This is a genomic window from Caballeronia sp. GAWG1-5s-s, from assembly GCF_023631445.1.
In the GTDB taxonomy this organism is placed as follows: Bacteria; Pseudomonadota; Gammaproteobacteria; order Burkholderiales; family Burkholderiaceae; genus Caballeronia.
The window spans coordinates 76638-94111 of record NZ_JALQDC010000010.1; the positions used below are offsets into that span (position 1 = coordinate 76638).

Below are 17474 nucleotides of genomic sequence, written 5' to 3' on the forward strand. Positions count from 1 at the left end.
GCTGTGCTTAACGCTTCGTTTGCGCGGCGAGACGCGAGGCGACCATGATCGCCTTCATCTCGCGCACCGCGTGGTCCCAGCCCGCGAAGATCGCGTGCGCGACGATCGCGTGCCCGATGTTCAATTCGACGATGCCATCAAGCGCGGCGATCGGCTGCACGTTGGTGTAATGCAGTCCGTGGCCCGCGTTCACTTTCAGGCCGAGCGAATTGCCGAACTCCACGCTTCTCGCAACGCGCTCGAACTCGCGCTGCTGCTCGGCTTCGTCGTGCGCTTCGGCGTAGCGGCCCGTATGCAGCTCGATGACGGGCGCGCCGGCTTCCTTCGCCGCGCGAATCTGCGTCTCGTCGGGATCGATGAACAGCGACACGCGGCTGCCCGCCCCCGCGAGCTGCGCGCACGCGGCCTTCACCGCTTCGAACTGGCCGGCGACGTCGAGTCCGCCTTCGGTCGTCAATTCCTGGCGCTTTTCCGGCACGAGGCAGACATCGTGCGGCTTGATTTCGCACGCAATATCGAGCATTTCGCGCGTGACGGCGCATTCCAGATTCATGCGCGTTTTCAAAAGCGGCCGCAGCGTGCGCACGTCGGCATCGACGATATGACGGCGATCCTCGCGCAAATGCAGCGTGATGGCGTCCGCGCCCGCTTCTTCGGCGGCGAGCGCGGCGCGGATAGGATCGGGATACGACGTCCCGCGTGCGTTGCGCAGCGTGGCGACGTGATCGATGTTCACGCCGAGATCGATCACGCTTGCGGGCGATGAGAGAAAGAAGCTCATAGGTTTTGCAGGTCGATCAGAATCTGACGGGTGGCGAGCGGCGCGCCGCCCAGATGGTAGTTGAGCAGAAAGCGCATCAGCGTCTTGCTCTGCGCGCCGGTTTGCGGGCTGCTGTAGTCGTCGCGCTCCATGTCGATCAGCGTCTGGCCCGCGATGACCGGCCATTGCGCGGGAAGGTCGTCGGAGGCTTCGCGCACGCCGCGCTCGGGATCGAACGTGTAGCGGCCTTCGGGCAGCACGGCGGAACGCGCGACCGTGCGCGTGAGCGCCATCGCGTAGCCGGTTTCGCGCAACAGCACGCGTTCGAACGAGCGCAGCACCTGAATGGCGGGCTCGTCGTGCGCGAGCCGCGACAGCGTGAGCACGTAATGATTGAAGAGCGCGGGATGCGGGTCTTCGCGCGCGCAGAACTTGACGAGCAGTTCGTTGACGTAGAAGCCGCACAGGAGCGCGTCGCCTCGCAGCGGCAGCATGCCGCCGACCCATTCGGCGGTGGTCAGCGTGCGGACCTCGCCCTTGCCGGTCCACGAAAGGCCGAGCGGCTGAAAAGTTTGCAGCACGCCGCGCAGCGCGGAATGCGGCCGCTTCGCGCCCTTCGCGACGAGCGCAATGCGCCCGTGATCGCGCGAGAACACGTCAATGATGAGACTCGTCTCGCGATACGGATAGCTATGCAGCACGAAGCCCGGCTGCTCGCTGACGCGAAAGTCGGAGCGCGGGCGCGGGCGTTGCGCGTTCGTGCCAGCGGCGGCTGTGGACGACGATGCGCGCCGCCGCTTCGGCGACGGTCGTTCGCTCGCGCCGATGTCGTCCTCGGGACGATCGTCGGCGGGCGGGGTCATCCACGCGTCGTTCGAGCCGGCGTCCATGAGCGTCGTCCGGGCCTCACTCGTAGCCGTACGCGCGCAGGCCTGCTTCGTTGTCGGCCCAGCCGCTTTTCACCTTGACGAAGGTTTCCAGATACACGGGACCGTCGAAGAGCTTTTCCATGTCGAGCCGCGCCTCGGTGCTGATCTGCTTCAGCTTCGCGCCCTTCTGGCCGATGATCATCGCCTTGTGGCCGTCGCGCTCCACGAGAATGGTCGCGAACACGCGGCGCAGGCGCCCTTCGGTCTCGAACTTGTCGATAAGCACGGTGCTGGTGTACGGCAGTTCATCGCCAGTCCAGCGGAACACTTTCTCGCGCAGAATCTCGGCAGCGAGGAAGCGCTCGCTGCGGTCGGTCAGATCGTCCTCGCCGTAAATCGGCTCGCCTTCAGGCAGATACGGCTTCACGACCGACATGAGCCGCTTGATGTCGTCCGGATTCTTCGCCGAGAGCGGCACGATTTCGCGGAAGTCGCGCCGCGCGGACATCTGCTGCATGAACGGAAAGAGCGAATCCTTGTCGCCGACGCGGTCGAGCTTGTTCGCGATCAGAAGCGTCGGCGTGCCGGCCGGAATCAGGTCGAGCACTTTCTCGTCGTCGGGACCGAAGCGACCGGCTTCGATCACGAACAGGATCGCATCCACCGACGTCAGCGTGGACGTCACCGCGCGATTCAGCGAGCGGTTGAGCGCCCCGCTGTGGCGCGTCTGGAAGCCGGGCGTGTCGACGAAGATGTACTGCGCGTCGTCGACCGTGTTGATGCCGGTGATGCGATGGCGCGTCGTCTGCGCCTTGCGCGACGTGATGCTCACCTTCTGGCCGACGAGCGCGTTCATGAGCGTCGACTTGCCGACGTTGGGCCGGCCGACGATGGCGACCATGCCGCAGCGGAAACCGGATGATGTGGGAGCGTTCATAGTGATGTGCGGCGAAGGTTCGTTGAGCGCGATGTTGCGAGGGCGCGATGGCGCATGTGCGGCTGAATGCGCGTCAGTGGCCGGCGTCGGCGGCGCGCACGACGCGGCTGGCCGGGGCGTCGTCGCCGGCGGTGCTGCGCGCGTCGTCGGTGGGCGGCGCGTTGTCGGCGCTCGCATCCGGCGTTTGCGCCGCTTCGCTCTTCACCGCCTTCTCCGGGCGATGAATGACGTGCCGCTCTGGCTTCTCGGCGGCCGCGTACGACGCAGCGGATGGCTCGACGTGCGTTGCGCGAATGACCGCAAGCGGCGCGGCGGGCGTCTGCTCGGCGGACGCGCCCGCATCGGCGGAATGGTTGCGCTGACGATCGCGCTCGCGGCGCTCCGGCGAGCGCAAGTCGAGCGCGGCCTGCACGCCGGTCACGCCCGGCACCACTTCCACCTGCGCGAGCTTGGCCGCGCGCGCGCCCTTGCGCTTGGGCTTCACGCCGAGCGTGGGCGCCGCGGCCATGACTTCATCGAGCGCCTTCTTGGCCGCCGCCTGTTCCGCCGCGCGCCGGCTCGCGCCGGAGCCGGACACTTTCACGTCGAGCTTGGGCACCGAGCATTCGACTTCGAACTGCTGGTTGTGCGCGGCGCCGTGAGTGGCGACCACGGTGTAAGTCGGCAGCGCGATCTTGTGGCCCTGCAAATATTCCTGAAGCAGCGTCTTCGCGTCCTTGCCGATGGTGCGCGGATCGATGTGATCCAGCACCGGCGTGTAGAGTCGCTTGATGACGGCAAACGCGGCGTCGAAGCCGCCGTCGAGAAAAATCGCGCCGAAGATGGCTTCGAGCGTGTCCGCCAAAATCGAAGGACGCCGGAAGCCGCCGCTGCGCAGTTCGCCTTCGCCCAGACGCAAGCCTTCGGACACATTGAGCGCCTGCGCGATTTCGTAAAGCGATTGCTGTTTGACGAGGTTCGCCCGCACGCGCGAGAGGTCGCCTTCGTCGAGCTTGCTGAAACGTTGGAACAAAAGCGCCGCCACCACGCAATTGAGAACGGAGTCGCCGAGAAATTCGAGCCGTTCGTTGTGCGTGGCGCTGTGACTGCGGTGGGTCATCGCCTGGCGCAGCAATTCCGCATTGCGAAATTCATACTGCAGCCGGCTTTCCAACGGAGAAGATGGCATGGACAGAGTATAACGCGCCCGCGCGGGCGGCCGATTCCGCCCGGCGAGCCGGGAAAACGCGTGGCGAGACGGTCTTAGCCGCGCTTCTTCACGCCGTTTCGAAGCAGCGCCGACGCGCGCGCGACGGCACCGCGATGGATCACTCGAATGAGCCGATGCGCTTCAGGTTGCTGAAGTTCATCCAGATGAAGAACGCGCGGCCGACGATATTGTTGTCCGGCACGAAGCCCCAGTAGCGGCTGTCGGCGCTGTTGTCGCGGTTGTCGCCCATCATGAAGTAATGGCCCGGCGGCACCTTGCACGTCACGCCTTGCGCGTTGTAGACGCAGTTGTCGCGGTACGGAAAGTCGTCCGCGCCGACGACGAACGGCGGCACTTGCGGATTATTCAGGATGGCGTTTTTGCGGCCGTCGAGATCTTCGATGAATTGCTTCGCGTAGCCGATGCGCTCGTCGTCGAAGTAGTCCGGCTGCGGGGTTTCGGGAACCGGCTTGCCGTTGATCGTGAGCTGCTTGTTTTCGTACGCGACGGTATCGCCCGGCAGGCCGATCACGCGCTTGATGTAGTCGACCGATTCGTCTTTCGGATAGCGGAACACGACCACATCGCCGCGCGTGAGCGGCTTGCCTTGCGTCAGCTTCGTGTTGCTGATCGGCAGGCGCAGGCCGTACTCGTATTTGTTCACCAGAATGAAGTCGCCGACGAGCAGCGTCGGCACCATCGACCCGGACGGAATCTTGAACGGCTCGACGATGAACGAGCGCACCACGAACACCGCGAGAATCACCGGAAAGAAGCTCGCCGTGTATTCGAGCCACCATGGCTGGCGCAGCGCCTCGTTGCGCAGGCGCGCGCGCGTTTGATCGGCGTTTTCATCGGCAAACCGCTCGCCGACGCGTTCCTGCTGGCGGTCGAACTCGGCCACAGCAGCGTCCGCCGCGCGGCGGCGCTGTTTGACGAACACCAGTTTGTCCAGCACCCATGCAATACCCGTCACCACGACGAGGATCAAGAGAATCAATGCGAAATTCATCAATCGCTTCCGGTTGTTATCGTCGGTTGTTGTTCTGCGCCCGGCGGCGCGCGAACGTCACTCGTCCACGCGTAGGATGGCGAGGAAAGCCTCTTGCGGAATCTCGACAGAGCCGACCTGCTTCATGCGCTTCTTGCCCGCCTTCTGCTTTTCGAGCAGCTTCTTCTTGCGCGTGATGTCGCCGCCGTAGCACTTCGCGAGCACGTTCTTGCGCAGCGCCTTGATGTTTTCGCGCGCGATGATGTTCGAGCCGATGGTCGCCTGAATCGCCACGTCGTACATCTGGCGCGGGATCAGCTCGCGCATCTTCGACGCGACTTCGCGGCCGCGGCTCTGGCTTTGCGAGCGGTGAACGATGACGGACAAGGCATCGACCTTATCGCCGTTGATCAGCATGTCGACCTTCACGACATCCGCCGCGCGGTATTCCTTGAACTCGTAGTCCATCGACGCATAGCCGCGCGACGTCGACTTCAGGCGGTCGAAGAAGTCGAGCACGATTTCCGCCATCGGGATTTCATAGGTCAACTGCACCTGACGGCCGTGGTACTGCATGTTGATCTGCTGGCCACGCTTGTTCGTGCACAGCGTGATGACGGAGCCGACATACTCCTGCGGCATGTACAGATTCACCGTGACGATCGGCTCGCGCACTTCCTCGATCTTCGACGGCTCCGGCATCTTCGCCGGATTCTCGACCTGAATAGTGCTGCCGTCGCGCTGGACGACTTCGTACACCACCGTCGGCGCGGTGGTGATCAGGTCCATGTCGAATTCGCGCTCCAGCCGTTCCTGCACGATCTCCATGTGCAGAAGGCCGAGGAAGCCGCAGCGGAAGCCGAAGCCCAGCGCCTGCGACACTTCCGGCTCGAATTGCAGCGAGGCGTCGTTGAGCTTCAGCTTTTCGAGCGATTCGCGCAGCGAGTCGTATTGATTCGCTTCGACCGGATACAGCCCCGCGAAAACCTGCGGCTTCACCTCCTTGAAGCCCGGCAGCGGCTCGGCGGCCGGACGATTCGCGACCGTCACGGTGTCGCCGACCTTCGCGGCCGTCAGTTCCTTGATGCCCGCGATCACGAAGCCGACCTGCCCCGCCGACAATTGCGACAGGTTCGTCGACTTGGGCGCGAACACGCCGAGATGCTCGACCGGATATTGAGCGCCGGTCGCCATCATCTTGATCTTGTCCTTCGGCTTCAACGTGCCGTTGAAGATGCGCACGAGCATCACGACGCCGACGTAATTGTCGAACCACGAGTCGATGATGAGCGCCTGCAGCGGCGCGTCCGGATCGCCCTGCGGCGGCGGCACTTTCGCGATCAGCGATTCGAGCACATCTTCCACGCCGAGGCCGGTCTTCGCGCTGCAATGCACGGCGTCCGTCGCGTCGATGCCGATCACGTCTTCGATCTCGGCGATCGCGTTTTCCGGATTCGCGGCCGGCAAGTCGATCTTGTTCAGCACCGGCACGACTTCGACGCCCAGTTCGATTGCCGTGTAGCAATTCGCCACGGTCTGCGCCTCGACGCCCTGACTCGCGTCGACGACGAGCAGCGCGCCTTCGCAAGCGGAAAGCGAACGGCTGACTTCGTACGAGAAGTCGACGTGTCCGGGGGTATCGATCAGATTGAGGTTGTAGACCTGGCCGTCGCGCGCCTTGTAGGTGAGCGCCGCCGTTTGCGCCTTGATGGTGATGCCGCGCTCGCGTTCCAGGTCCATCGAATCGAGCACCTGCGCTTCCATCTCACGATCGGACAGCCCGCCGCACAACTGGATGATGCGGTCCGCGAGCGTGGACTTGCCGTGATCGATGTGCGCAATGATCGAAAAGTTACGAATATGATTCATTCAGTGCCGATCAAGCGAAAAAGGCGCGCCCTCACACATGCGGAGCACGCCTTGAAAAATTGGGGGAAAACTTCTGCATTTTAGCCGAAAAGGGGGTGGACAGGCGTTTCGGCGTTCGGCGGCCCTATGAGCGGCGCGAGGCGAGCGCCGCCAGGACGGCATCCACGTCGAGCCGGTGCTCGCACACCTCGACGCCGTCCAGCATCAGCACCGGCACGCGCTCGTTGTAGCGCGTCTCGAGCAGCGGATCGTCGTCGATATCGATCCACTCGATCGCCACGCCGAAGCGTTGCGCGATCGGCTCGAGCTCCGCGCGCATGTCTTCACACAGATGGCACCACGCGCGCCCGTACAGCACGAAATGCGCGGCGTGGTCCGCCCTCATCGCGCGGCGTTACTTCTGCGCCGGCACGCGCGGGCGCAGCGGCACGAACTGCGTGTTGTCGCCACGGCGCACGAGAATCGCGACCATCTTGCTGGCATCGAGCCCCTGCGCGATGGACTCGAACTGCTTCGCGCTCGTGACGTCCGTGTCGCCGATCCGCATGATGATGTCGCCCTTCTGGAAGCCCGCGCGCGCCGCCGGTCCTTCGACGGCATCTACCTGCACGCCGCCGTTGAGCTTGAGCGCCTTCTTCTGCTCGGCCGGAATGTCGCTCACCGCGAGGCCGAGCGAATTGCTCGCGCGCTCCTTCGGCTGCGGCGCGCGGCGCTGCTCGGTCTTCGCGACCTTATCCGGCTGCATTTCCGCGATGGTGATCGGCAGATCGCGCGACTGGCCCTTGCGCCAGATGGTGATCGTCGCTTTCATGCCCGGCTTGCTGTCGCCGACCATGCGGGGCAGGTCGGTCGCCGTTTCCACGTTCACGCCGTTGAACTTGAGGATGATGTCGCCCGGCTGGATGCCCGCCTTGTCGGCCGGACCGCCCGCCTCGACGCTGCTGACGAGCGCGCCCTGCGCCTTCGGCAAGCCGAGCGAATCGGCCACGTCCTTCGTCACCTCGCCGATCGCGACCGCAATGCGCCCGCGCGTGACCCTGCCCGACGTCTTCAGCTGATCCGCCACGCGCATCGCCTCGTCGATCGGAATCGCGAACGAGATGCCCATGAAGCCGCCGGTGCGGCTATAAATCTGCGAATTGATGCCGATGACTTCGCCCGCCATGTTGATGAGCGGCCCGCCCGAGTTGCCGGGATTCACCGCGACATCGGTCTGGATGAACGGCAGGTAGTCGCCCGTGTCGCGGCCCTTGGCGCTGACGATGCCGGCCGTCACCGTATTGTCGAGACCGAACGGCGAGCCGATGGCGAGCACCCATTCGCCGACGCGCACCTTGTTCGAATCGCCGATGGTGATGGCCGGCAGATTCGACGCGCTGATCTTCACGACCGCGACGTCCGTGCGCTCATCGACGCCGACGAGCCGCGCCTTGAACTCGCGCTTGTCGGTGAGCGTGACGTAGATGGTGTCCGCGTCGTCGACGACGTGCGCGTTGGTCATCACGTAGCCGTCCGTCGAGAGGATGAAGCCCGAGCCGACGCCGCTGCTCTGCTCCGAGTTGTCCTGACTGTCATCGGGCGGAAGGCTGCGGCTGCCGCCCTTGCCCTGATCGCCTCCGCCGCCGCCACCACCGCCGCCGCCACCGTTGCCGCGCGGCGAGCCCGGCTGCCCCGGCATCGGAATGCCGAAGAAGCGCCGGAAGAACTCCGACATGTCGCCTTCGTCGAGGCCCGGCGGCAAGCCGCGCATCTCGCCCGACGAGCCGACGCGCGAGGTCGTGCGGATGTTCACGACCGAAGGCCCGACCTTGTCGACGAGCGAGGTGAAGTCCGGCAGATTCACCGTGGGCGCTGCCGCCGCCGCGTTCGAGAGGAACGGCAGGCACACGGCGAGCGCCGCGGCCGCGATTAACTTGCGCAGCGAGTAGTTGCTCATGGATGGAAGGCCGAGGGATTCGATTACTTGGAAGGCTTGTATTCTATGGTAGAAGCAAATTGCTGCAACGTGGCTTGCGGCACTTCGCCCAGCAAAGTAATCCAGAAATCGCCGCGACGCTTCACGAGCACATGCGTTGCGCCGTTATTGCCCGCGCCTTCCTTGCGGGAATTCTTCTCGACCGGCTCGACGAACACGGAAATGGCAGCGAGGCCGTCCGAGAACACTGCCTGATCGACGGGAATCGGCGGCTGGCCCTGCTCGCTCGACGCCATCGGCCGGCGCAGTTCGCGGATCAGCCTGAAGCCGGGAATGGTCGGCCTGATCTGCCAGCCCTGCGCCTGCAAGTCGACCGGCTGCACCGGCGGGCGCACGACGTTCCAGCCCGCCGTGGCGCGCATGCCGTTCGCGATCGAGGCTTTATCGATTGCCCCGCCGATACGCACCTGCGAGAACGAAAGCTGTTCGAGCACCTGGCCGTCCGGATCGAGCGTCTGCGCGCGCAGCAAGAGACCGGTCTTCGCGTCCGCCCACAGCTTGTAGGCGAAACGATAGGCGTCTTTCGGGTCGAGCTCGATCACCTGACTCTCGATGCCCGCGACGCGGTCGGTGCCGAGCAGCTTCGGCTCGTACACCGCGAGTACCTGATCGCCGCTCGTGGCGAGCAGCGACGGAAACGAATCCTTGCTCTGCCGATGCTCCATGACGAGCAGATGCCGCTCCGGCACGAACGTGAGCATGTCGTCGTCGTGGCGCAGCATCCGCCGCGGCGCGCCGTCGAGACTTTCGAGCGATTCGTAGTCTCCGTCGCCGTGGGTGGCGACGTGCGTGATGCGCGACGACTGCACCGTCGCGCCGCGCTGATAAAGGAAGGTGCCCTCGTAATTCTGCTGCTGGGCCGCTTCCTGAATGCGGTTGAGCAGGTTGGCGGCGGTTTTGCGATCCGGCGCGTTGCCGCTGTCAGCGAACGATGCGGATGCCGCGCACAACAACGCGGCTGCGCACAACATGAATGCCGGCAGCCGCCCCCAATATCTAGTTTTATTCAACCGCACACCTGCCTTCAGTTATTGGCTCTGCGTTGTCACCGCCGCGCGAATCAGTGGCATGGCGCCGGGCATCGCAGGCTGCTGCGAGAACTGCTGATGCGCTTCGAGGTACTGATCGAGATTCGCGTCGCGGATGATGTTCGCCTCGACGACCGGCGCGGCGGTGGTCACGGCCGGCACCGACGCGAGCGCGACACGCTGCACCGAATCCGGCTGCGCGACGCTCGCCACTTGCGCGCCCGAGCGGACGCCGACTCCCTGCATTTGCGGCACGACGATCCACGTGAGCGTGGCCGCGGCGGCCGCGACCGCGAACGCCGGCATCACGCGCCGACGCAGCATGCCACTGCGCGCCTTTTGCGCCGAAGCCGATGCCGCAGGCAGGGCCGCAGGCGCCAGCACGTGCGCTTCGGCCTCGAAGCGCGCCGCGAACGACGCCATGAACGCGTGGCTGCGCGCCGGGCTTTCGGCGAGATCGTCGGAACGCAGCGCGTCGCCGATGAGATGATAGTCGGACCACGCCGCGCGGTCCTCGCTCGTCAGTTCCGCCAGGAACTGACCGATGTTTCCGATTTCGCCGAGCGATTCACCGTCGACGAACGCCGACATGCGCTCCCCGCGCGAGCTTGCCTGCGAATTTCCCTGCGCCTGCATCGAGACCGACCCCATGATGCTCCCCAATCCTTCGAAACCAGCCGTAGTGACACCACCTAACCCAGATATCGCGTCCCTGTCCCGAAGTTTCCAGCCGTCTTACCAGCGTTTGCCTTCGGGTGTGTCCAACAACGGACGCAATTTTGCCGCAATGGCTTCCCGAGCACGGAAAATTCTCGATCTGACGGTGCCGATCGGGCAGTCCATCATCTCCGCGATTTCCTCGTAACTCAATCCTTCGATTTCCCGGAGCGTGATGGCGGTGCGCAATTCCTCGGGCAGCAGCGCCATCGCAGCATTGACCGTTTGAGCGATCTGCTTGCTCATCAACATCGACTCGGGCGTGTTGATATCCCTTAGTTGGTCGGCGTCGGAGAAAGTTTCCGCTTCTTCCGCATCTGCTTCGGTAGAAGTGGGAGCGCGGCGTCCCTGCGTCGCGAGGTAGTTTTTCGCCGTGTTGACGGCAATGCGGTACAGCCAGGTGTAGAACGCCGATTCGCCGCGAAACTGCGGCAGCGCGCGGTAGGCCTTGATGAAGGCGTCCTGGGCGACGTCCTCGACTTCGGCGGGATCGCGCACGAGGCGCGAGATCAGTCGAATGATCTTGCGGTGGTATTTGGCGACCAACAGTTCGAACGCGGCTTTGTCGCCCTTCTGCACGCGTTCGACCAGCACTTGGTCGATTTCTTTTTCGCTCACCTGGGAATCCGTTTGACTTTGGGCTGTTGCGCGGACGGGTATTGTAGCGTCACGGACTTCGCGTTATCCCGGACGCTCATCTACCGTTACAGTCGTTACAGGTAGGCGCTGGCGGCGCGGCGGGCGCGCACGACAAGCTGGCGGAAGGTGTCGGAATCGATGGAATCCGCTGCCACCAGAAGCGCGCGCGGCCTGCCTTTTTCCGATGACAACGTGAGCGCGACGACCACGCCCCATTGCGCGCAGCCGACGATGCGCCGGTACTGCGCGCAGCCCGCGCGGTTCCACACCGTGAGGCCGTCCGCGTGCAGGCCGATGGCGGCCGGTTGGCGCAGCGTCCAGCGCACGGCCGCCAGGGCGAGGGCCGCTAGACACGCTAGCGCGGCCACGGTCGCGTGAAGCGGCCCAAATTGCGCGAAGACCGCCCGGAAGACGGCCGCGTCCGCCAGCACGACAAAACCGATGAGCGCTGCGAGCAGAAAACGCGAAGGCCGCATGGGGATGCGCGGCGGTGTGCCCGCTTCCCCATGCGGCCGATTCAGATGCGCGCCCGTCATCGTGTCCCCCGTCCTTGACGAGCGCGCCGTGCTCAGAAACGCTTGAAGACGAGCGAGCCGTTCGTGCCGCCGAAGCCGAACGAGTTCTTCACCGCGACGTCGATCTTCATTTCCCGCGCCGTGTTCGCGCAGTAATCCAGGTCGCACTGCGGGTCCTGATTGAAGATGTTGATGGTCGGCGGCGAGATCTGATGATGCACGGCCAGCACGGTAAACACCGACTCCAGCCCGCCCGCGCCACCGAGCAGGTGCCCGGTCATCGACTTCGTGGAGTTCACGACGATGTTCTTCGCGTGATCGCCGAGCGCGCGCTTGATGCCGATGGTCTCCGCGATGTCGCCGAGCGGCGTGGACGTGCCGTGCGCGTTCACGTAGTTGACCTCGTCCGCGTTGACCTTCGCGTTTTTCAGCGCGTTGACCATCGCGCGGCGGCCGCCGTCGCCGTCTTCGGGCGGCGCCGTCATGTGGTAAGCGTCGCCGCTCATGCCGTAGCCCAGCACTTCGGCGTAGATCTTCGCGCCGCGCGCTTTGGCATGTTCGTATTCTTCGAGCACCATGACGCCCGCGCCTTCGCCGAGCACGAAGCCGTCGCGGTCCGTATCCCACGGGCGGCTGGCCGTCGCCGGGTCGTCGTTGCGCTGCGAGAGCGCGCGCGCCGCCGCGAAGCCGCCGATACCGAGCGGGGAAACGGTCGCTTCCGCGCCGCCCGCGATCATTACGTCGGCGTCGCCGTATTCGATCAGGCGCGACGCTTCGCCGATGCAGTGCAGGCCGGTGGTACACGCCGTGACCATCGACAGATTCGGACCCTTGAGGCCGAAGCGGATCGACAGATGGCCGGAGATCATGTTGATGATCGACGCCGGGACGAAGAACGGCGAAATGCGGCGCGGACCGCGATTGAGCAGTTCGGTCTGCGTGACTTCGATCATCGGCAGCCCGCCGATGCCCGAGCCGACCACGACGCCCACGCGTTCCGCGTTTTCGTCGGTGATCGCAAGGCCGCTGTCCTGCATCGCCTGAACGCCTGCCGCGAAGCCGTAATGGATAAAGGTATCCATGTGGCGCGCTTCCTTGGCGGGCATGTAGTCTTCGATGTTGAAGCCCTTCACCTCGCCCGCGAAACGCGTGGAGAAGTTCGCGGCGTCGAACTTCGTGATGTTGGCGATGCCCGACTTGCCCGCCACCAGATTGGCCCAGCCGTCGGCAACGGTATTGCCGACAGGCGAAACGAGCCCAAGGCCTGTAACAACAACTCGACGACGGCTCACGTTAACCCCTTATCCATAGAATGACGAAAAGCAAAAGCCACAGCGGCCACAGGAAACCGCCCTGTGTGCCCTGTGGCTGTTAAATCGGTCTTTGCAGCGACGATGCTTCAAGCTCGAAGAGCGACGGGTCGCTGGCGCGTCCGGCCTTAGGCCTTGACGTTGGCGCGAGCGTAGTCGATCGCTTGCTGAACCGTGGTGATCTTCTCGGCTTCTTCATCGGGGATTTCCATGCCGAACTCGTCTTCCAGCGCCATCACCAGTTCCACCGTGTCGAGCGAGTCAGCGCCCAGATCGTTCACGAACGACGCTTCGTTCTTGATTTCGGCTTCCGCCACGCCCAGTTGTTCGGCGACGATCTTCTTCACGCGCTGTTCGATGTTGTCCATGCAGCCCTCCGAGGGAATAAAAGTTCAAAAATACGAGTGCGCGCATTTTATCAGGTTTGTACCCGCAAAATACGGCGCGTCAGTTCCATGCTTCGCCGCCTGCTGCGCTTCATCAAGGCGCGAGCCGTTGGCCTGCATCGTTCGTTGCTGCCGCGCTGTACGGGGCGCGCATGCCGGTGAGAGCATTTTGCGCGCCCGTGTGCCGCGCGGATATTAAGCGATATTCGGCGAAATGCCTATTACATGTACATGCCGCCGTTCACGTGAAGCGTCGTGCCCGTGATGTAACCGGCGAACGGCGACGCGAGGAACGCCACCGCATGCGCGATGTCTTCCGGGCTGCCGAGCCGGCCCAGCGGGATCTGCGCGGTCAGCGCGGTGCGCTGTTCTTCCGGCAACACCTTCGTCATGTCGGTGTCGATGAAGCCCGGCGCGATGCAGTTCACCGTGATGCCACGGCTGCCGATCTCGCGTGCTAGCGCGCGCGTCATCCCCGCGACGCCGGCCTTCGCCGCCGCGTAGTTCGCCTGACCGGGATTGCCCGACGAGCCCACCACCGACGTGATGTTGATGATGCGCCCGCCGCGCGCCTTCATCATCGGGCGCAGGACGGCTCGCGACAGGCGGAAGACCGCGCGCAGATTCGTGTCGATGACGGCGTCGAATTCGTCGTCCTTCATGCGCATGGCGAGCTGATCTTTCGTGATGCCCGCGTTGTTCACGAGCACGTTGAGGCCGCCGAACTCCTTCACGGTGGCATCGATGAACGCGTCGGCCGCTGCGGCGTCGTTCACGTTCAGCACCGCGCCGCGGCCCTTGCCGCCCGCCTGCGCCAGCGCTTCGCTGATGCCCGCCGCGCCGCTTTCGCTCGTGGCCGTGCCGATGACCGTCGCGCCCTGACGAGCCAGTTCCAGCGCGATGGCGCGCCCGATGCCGCGCGACGCTCCCGTGACGATAGCTACCTGATTGTCCAAGTTCATGTGGTTGCCTCTTATCCAGCGATCAGTTTGCGCGTTTCTTCGAGCGAGGCGGGATCGAACACCGCGCCGCCGACCAGATTGCCGTCGATGCGCTTCGTCAGCCCCGCGAGCACTTTGCCCGGACCGCATTCGATCACGTGCGTGACGCCTTCACGCGCCATCGCCTGCACGCACTCGACCCAGCGCACCGGGCCTGCGGCTTGACGCACGAGCGCGTCCTTGATCGCGGCGGGGTCCGAGACCTTCGCAACATCGATGTTATTGATCAGCGGAATGCGCGGCGGCTCGATGCGCACGTTCGCGAGATAGTCGCGCAGTTTGTCCGATGCCGGCTTCAGCAACGACGAATGGAACGGCGCGGACACGGGCAGCGGCAACGCGCGCTTCGCGCCCTTCGCCTTCGCCACTTCGCATGCCTTTTCGACCGCCGCCTTCGCGCCCGCGATCACCACTTGCGACGGCGCATTGAAGTTCACCGCTTCCACGACGCCCGCCGACGCGCTTTCGGCGCAGACTGCGCGCACCGTGTCGTCGTCGAGACCGAGAATCGCCGCCATGCCGCCCTCGCCGACCGGCACCGCGCTTTGCATCGCCTGGGCGCGAAAGCGCACGAGCGGCACCGCGTCCGCGAATGCGAGCGCGCCGGCCGCGACCAGTGCCGTGTATTCGCCGAGGCTGTGACCCGCGACCAGTGCCGGCGCGAGGCCGGTTTCCTTTTCCCACACGCGGTAGATGGCGTACGCGGCCGTGAGCATGACCGGCTGCGTGTTCGTCGTCAGATTGAGCTCTTCGGCCGGACCTTCGGCGATCAGCTTCGCGAGATCCTGACCGAGCGCATCCGATGCCTGCTGCACCGTCTCGCGCACCACGGCGTGATCGGCAAAGGCGTTGAGCATGCCGATCGATTGCGAGCCTTGGCCCGGGAAAACGAACGCAAATTTCATATCGTCCTCGTTGGATTGGAAGGATCCGCGTGTGCGTCGAGGGCGCGCGCGGCGTCGCCGGTTGCACGCGCGGCGCGCAGCTTCATCGACAGCGGATCAGTTGCAGATTAATGGAGGGAGACGGATGAAAGAATCAGTAGCGGAAGACCGACGCGCCCCACGTGAAGCCGCCGCCGACGCCTTCGATCAGCACGTTCTGTCCGCGCTTGATGCGGCCGTCGCGCACCGCGACGTCGAGCGCGAGCGGAATCGACGCCGCCGAGGTATTGCCGTGGTCGCCGACCGTCACCACCATGCGCTCCTGCGGCAAGTGCAGCTTGCGGCAGGTGCTCTGCATGATGCGGATGTTCGCCTGATGCGGAATGAGCCAGTCGATTTCCTGCGGCGTGAGATGCGCTTTCTGGAGCGCTTCGATCGCGACCTTCTCCAGCACGTTCACGGCGAGCTTGAACACCGCCTGGCCGTCCATGTGCAGGAACGCGCTGCCGCTCACGACGCCGCCGTTCACATTGCCCGGCGTGCAGAGAATGTCGGCGTAGCTGCCGTCCGCGTGCAGCGCGCTGGCGAGCACGCCCGGCTCTTCCGACGCCTGAAGCACCACTGCGCCCGCGCCGTCGCCGAACAGCACGCAGGTCGTGCGGTCCTTGAAGTCGAGAATGCGCGAGAAGGTCTCCGCGCCGACGACGAGCGCCGTGCGATGCATGCCGCTACGAATGAAGCTGTCCGCCGTCGCCATGCCGTACGCGAAGCCCGAGCACACGGCCTGCACGTCGAACGCGGCGCCGTTGTTCTTGATGCCCAGCTTGTTCTGCAACAGGCACGCGGTGCTCGGAAACACGAAGTCGGGCGTCGATGTGGCGACGATGATGAGGTCGATCGACTGCGGATCGATGCCCGCCGCCGCGATGGCCTTCTGCGAAGCGATGAGCGCGAGATCGCTCGTGGTCTGATCCGGAGCCGCGAAGTGCCGCGCGTGGATGCCCGTGCGCGCGACGATCCATTCGTCGCTCGTCTCGACGCCTTGCTGCGAGAGACGGTCCGCCAATGCCTGATTCGTGATGCGCTCGGACGGCAGATAGCTGCCAGTGCCGAGCACGCGAGCGTAGAGATTGGATTGAGCCATTATGCCTTCGTGTGTTGCGCGGTGCCGGACGCGTCCGGCGGGTTAGGCGAGGGGTTAGGCGAGGAATTCGGCTGAAGCGCGAGCGCGTCGGCGGACGCATCGGCAGCCGGCGCGCTCGTGCCCGCGTCTTGTGCGGACGGCGCGGACAGCGCATTTTCCTCCATCGCGCGCACGAGGCGTTCGAGCACGCCATTTTTGACGGCATCATACCCGCGTTTGATCGCCCACTCAAAGCCGTACGCTTCCGCGGAGCCGTGACTTTTGATCACGAGCCCGCGCAGGCCGAGGAGCGCCGCGCCGTTGTATTGCGCCGGATCGACGCGCTTTCTGAACCGCTTGAGCACGGGCATGGCGACGAGCGCCATCAGCTTGCTCGAAAGCGAGCGCGTGAATTCTTCCTTGATCATGTCGGAGAGCATCTTGGCGAGCCCTTCCGACGTTTTCAGCGCCACATTGCCGACGAAGCCGTCGCAGACGACGACATCGGTCGTGCCTTTGTAGATGTCGTTGCCTTCCACGTTGCCGTAGAAGTTGAGCGTGCTCGCGCGCAGCAGCTCGCCCGCGCGCTTGATCGTTTCGTTGCCCTTGATGACTTCTTCGCCGATGTTGAGCAGCCCGATGGTCGGCCGCTCGCGGCCTTCGATCGCGGACACGAGCGCGTGGCCCATTTCGGCGAACTGCAACAGATGCTCGGGCTCGCAATCGACGTTCGCGCCGAGATCCAGCACGGTCGTGTAGCCCTTCTGGCTCGGCATCGCGAAGGCGATGGCCGGCCGTTCGATGCCCGCGAGCGTTTTGAGCACGTAGCGCGACACCGCCATGAGCGCGCCGGTATTGCCCGCGGAAATGCAGGTCTGCGCCTCGCCTTCCTTCACGAGGTTGAGCGCCACGCGCATCGACGAATCTTTTTTCTTGCGCAGCGCGACTTCGACCGGGTCGTCCATGGCGACGACTTCGGTTGCTGGAACGACGGTCAGACGCGGCTCGTCGAGCGCCTTCGACTTTTTCAGCTGGGCGCGGATCGCCTGTTCGATGCCGACGAGCATCAGGTGCGCGTCGGGATGCGAGCGCACGAAATTGACAGCGGCGGGAACGGTCACGGCCGGACCGTGGTCGCCTCCCATGCAGTCAATGGTTATCTTTACGGTCATGGAAAGCGACGAATTTCAGGCACAAAAAAGCGGCAGTGAAATGCCGCCTTCTTGTCGTACCGGGAAAGTGTCAACAGCGTGCCAGGCGCGAGCCACCGCAAAACGGCGT

The 17474-nt window shown here is 64.6% G+C and carries 18 protein-coding genes; all 18 read right to left on the reverse strand.

Annotated elements, in window-relative coordinates:
* Positions 1-7 precede the first annotated feature (7 nt).
* Positions 8-781 (reverse strand): pyridoxine 5'-phosphate synthase, encoded by a 774-nt coding sequence (gene pdxJ / locus NCR34_RS09815; protein WP_250499744.1) that lies wholly within the window; start codon positions 779-781, stop codon positions 8-10.
* The gene (recO, locus tag NCR34_RS09820; protein ID WP_250499745.1) at positions 778-1650 is read right to left on the reverse strand and encodes a DNA repair protein RecO; all 873 of its coding nucleotides are present in this window, start codon (positions 1648-1650) and stop codon (positions 778-780) included. The genes pdxJ and recO overlap by 4 nt, the downstream gene beginning before the upstream one ends.
* 16 nt (positions 1651-1666) lie before the next feature.
* Entirely contained in the window at positions 1667-2566 is a 900-nt protein-coding gene (gene era, locus NCR34_RS09825; RefSeq protein ID WP_250499746.1) for a GTPase Era, read from the reverse strand.
* A gap of 73 nt (positions 2567-2639) precedes the next feature.
* On the reverse strand, positions 2640-3734 hold the full coding sequence (rnc, locus tag NCR34_RS09830) for a ribonuclease III (RefSeq protein ID WP_250499747.1): 1095 nt from the start codon (positions 3732-3734) through the stop codon (positions 2640-2642).
* A 139-nt stretch (positions 3735-3873) separates the two neighbouring features.
* Positions 3874-4767 carry a signal peptidase I gene (gene lepB, locus NCR34_RS09835; protein ID WP_244846912.1) on the reverse strand — a complete coding sequence of 298 codons (894 nt, stop codon included), beginning with the start codon at positions 4765-4767 and terminating at the stop codon, positions 3874-3876.
* A 57-nt stretch (positions 4768-4824) separates the two neighbouring features.
* Complete coding sequence (gene lepA, locus NCR34_RS09840; protein WP_250499748.1) at positions 4825-6615, reverse strand: translation elongation factor 4; 1791 nt, start codon at positions 6613-6615, stop codon at positions 4825-4827.
* A 124-nt stretch (positions 6616-6739) separates the two neighbouring features.
* Entirely contained in the window at positions 6740-7000 is a 261-nt protein-coding gene (locus tag NCR34_RS09845; protein ID WP_250499749.1) for a glutaredoxin family protein, read from the reverse strand.
* Between the two features lie 9 nt (positions 7001-7009).
* A complete protein-coding gene (locus tag NCR34_RS09850) occupies positions 7010-8551 on the reverse strand; it encodes a DegQ family serine endoprotease (protein WP_250499750.1) in 1542 nt (513 codons plus the stop codon).
* A gap of 23 nt (positions 8552-8574) precedes the next feature.
* Complete coding sequence (locus NCR34_RS09855; RefSeq protein ID WP_250499835.1) at positions 8575-9561, reverse strand: MucB/RseB C-terminal domain-containing protein; 987 nt, start codon at positions 9559-9561, stop codon at positions 8575-8577.
* A 57-nt stretch (positions 9562-9618) separates the two neighbouring features.
* Positions 9619-10269, reverse strand: a complete 651-nt coding sequence (locus NCR34_RS09860) for a sigma-E factor negative regulatory protein (RefSeq protein WP_250499751.1) — start codon at positions 10267-10269, stop codon at positions 9619-9621.
* Positions 10270-10353: 84 nt separating this feature from the next.
* The gene (gene rpoE, locus NCR34_RS09865; RefSeq protein WP_159836660.1) at positions 10354-10953 is read right to left on the reverse strand and encodes an RNA polymerase sigma factor RpoE; all 600 of its coding nucleotides are present in this window, start codon (positions 10951-10953) and stop codon (positions 10354-10356) included.
* Positions 10954-11048: 95 nt separating this feature from the next.
* On the reverse strand, positions 11049-11510 hold the full coding sequence (locus tag NCR34_RS09870) for a protein YgfX (protein ID WP_250499752.1): 462 nt from the start codon (positions 11508-11510) through the stop codon (positions 11049-11051).
* Positions 11511-11542: 32 nt separating this feature from the next.
* Complete coding sequence (gene fabF / locus NCR34_RS09875) at positions 11543-12781, reverse strand: beta-ketoacyl-ACP synthase II (RefSeq protein WP_250499753.1); 1239 nt, start codon at positions 12779-12781, stop codon at positions 11543-11545.
* Between the two features lie 146 nt (positions 12782-12927).
* Positions 12928-13167, reverse strand: a complete 240-nt coding sequence (gene acpP, locus NCR34_RS09880; RefSeq protein ID WP_004197638.1) for an acyl carrier protein — start codon at positions 13165-13167, stop codon at positions 12928-12930.
* A gap of 239 nt (positions 13168-13406) precedes the next feature.
* Positions 13407-14147, reverse strand: a complete 741-nt coding sequence (fabG, locus tag NCR34_RS09885) for a 3-oxoacyl-ACP reductase FabG (RefSeq protein WP_244846919.1) — start codon at positions 14145-14147, stop codon at positions 13407-13409.
* A gap of 11 nt (positions 14148-14158) precedes the next feature.
* On the reverse strand, positions 14159-15091 hold the full coding sequence (gene fabD, locus NCR34_RS09890) for an ACP S-malonyltransferase (protein ID WP_250499754.1): 933 nt from the start codon (positions 15089-15091) through the stop codon (positions 14159-14161).
* Between the two features lie 133 nt (positions 15092-15224).
* Positions 15225-16214 carry a beta-ketoacyl-ACP synthase III gene (locus tag NCR34_RS09895; RefSeq protein WP_175944475.1) on the reverse strand — a complete coding sequence of 330 codons (990 nt, stop codon included), beginning with the start codon at positions 16212-16214 and terminating at the stop codon, positions 15225-15227.
* Positions 16214-17365, reverse strand: a complete 1152-nt coding sequence (plsX, locus tag NCR34_RS09900; RefSeq protein WP_250499755.1) for a phosphate acyltransferase PlsX — start codon at positions 17363-17365, stop codon at positions 16214-16216. The genes NCR34_RS09895 and plsX overlap by 1 nt, the downstream gene beginning before the upstream one ends.
* Between the last annotated feature and the right edge of the window lie 109 nt (positions 17366-17474).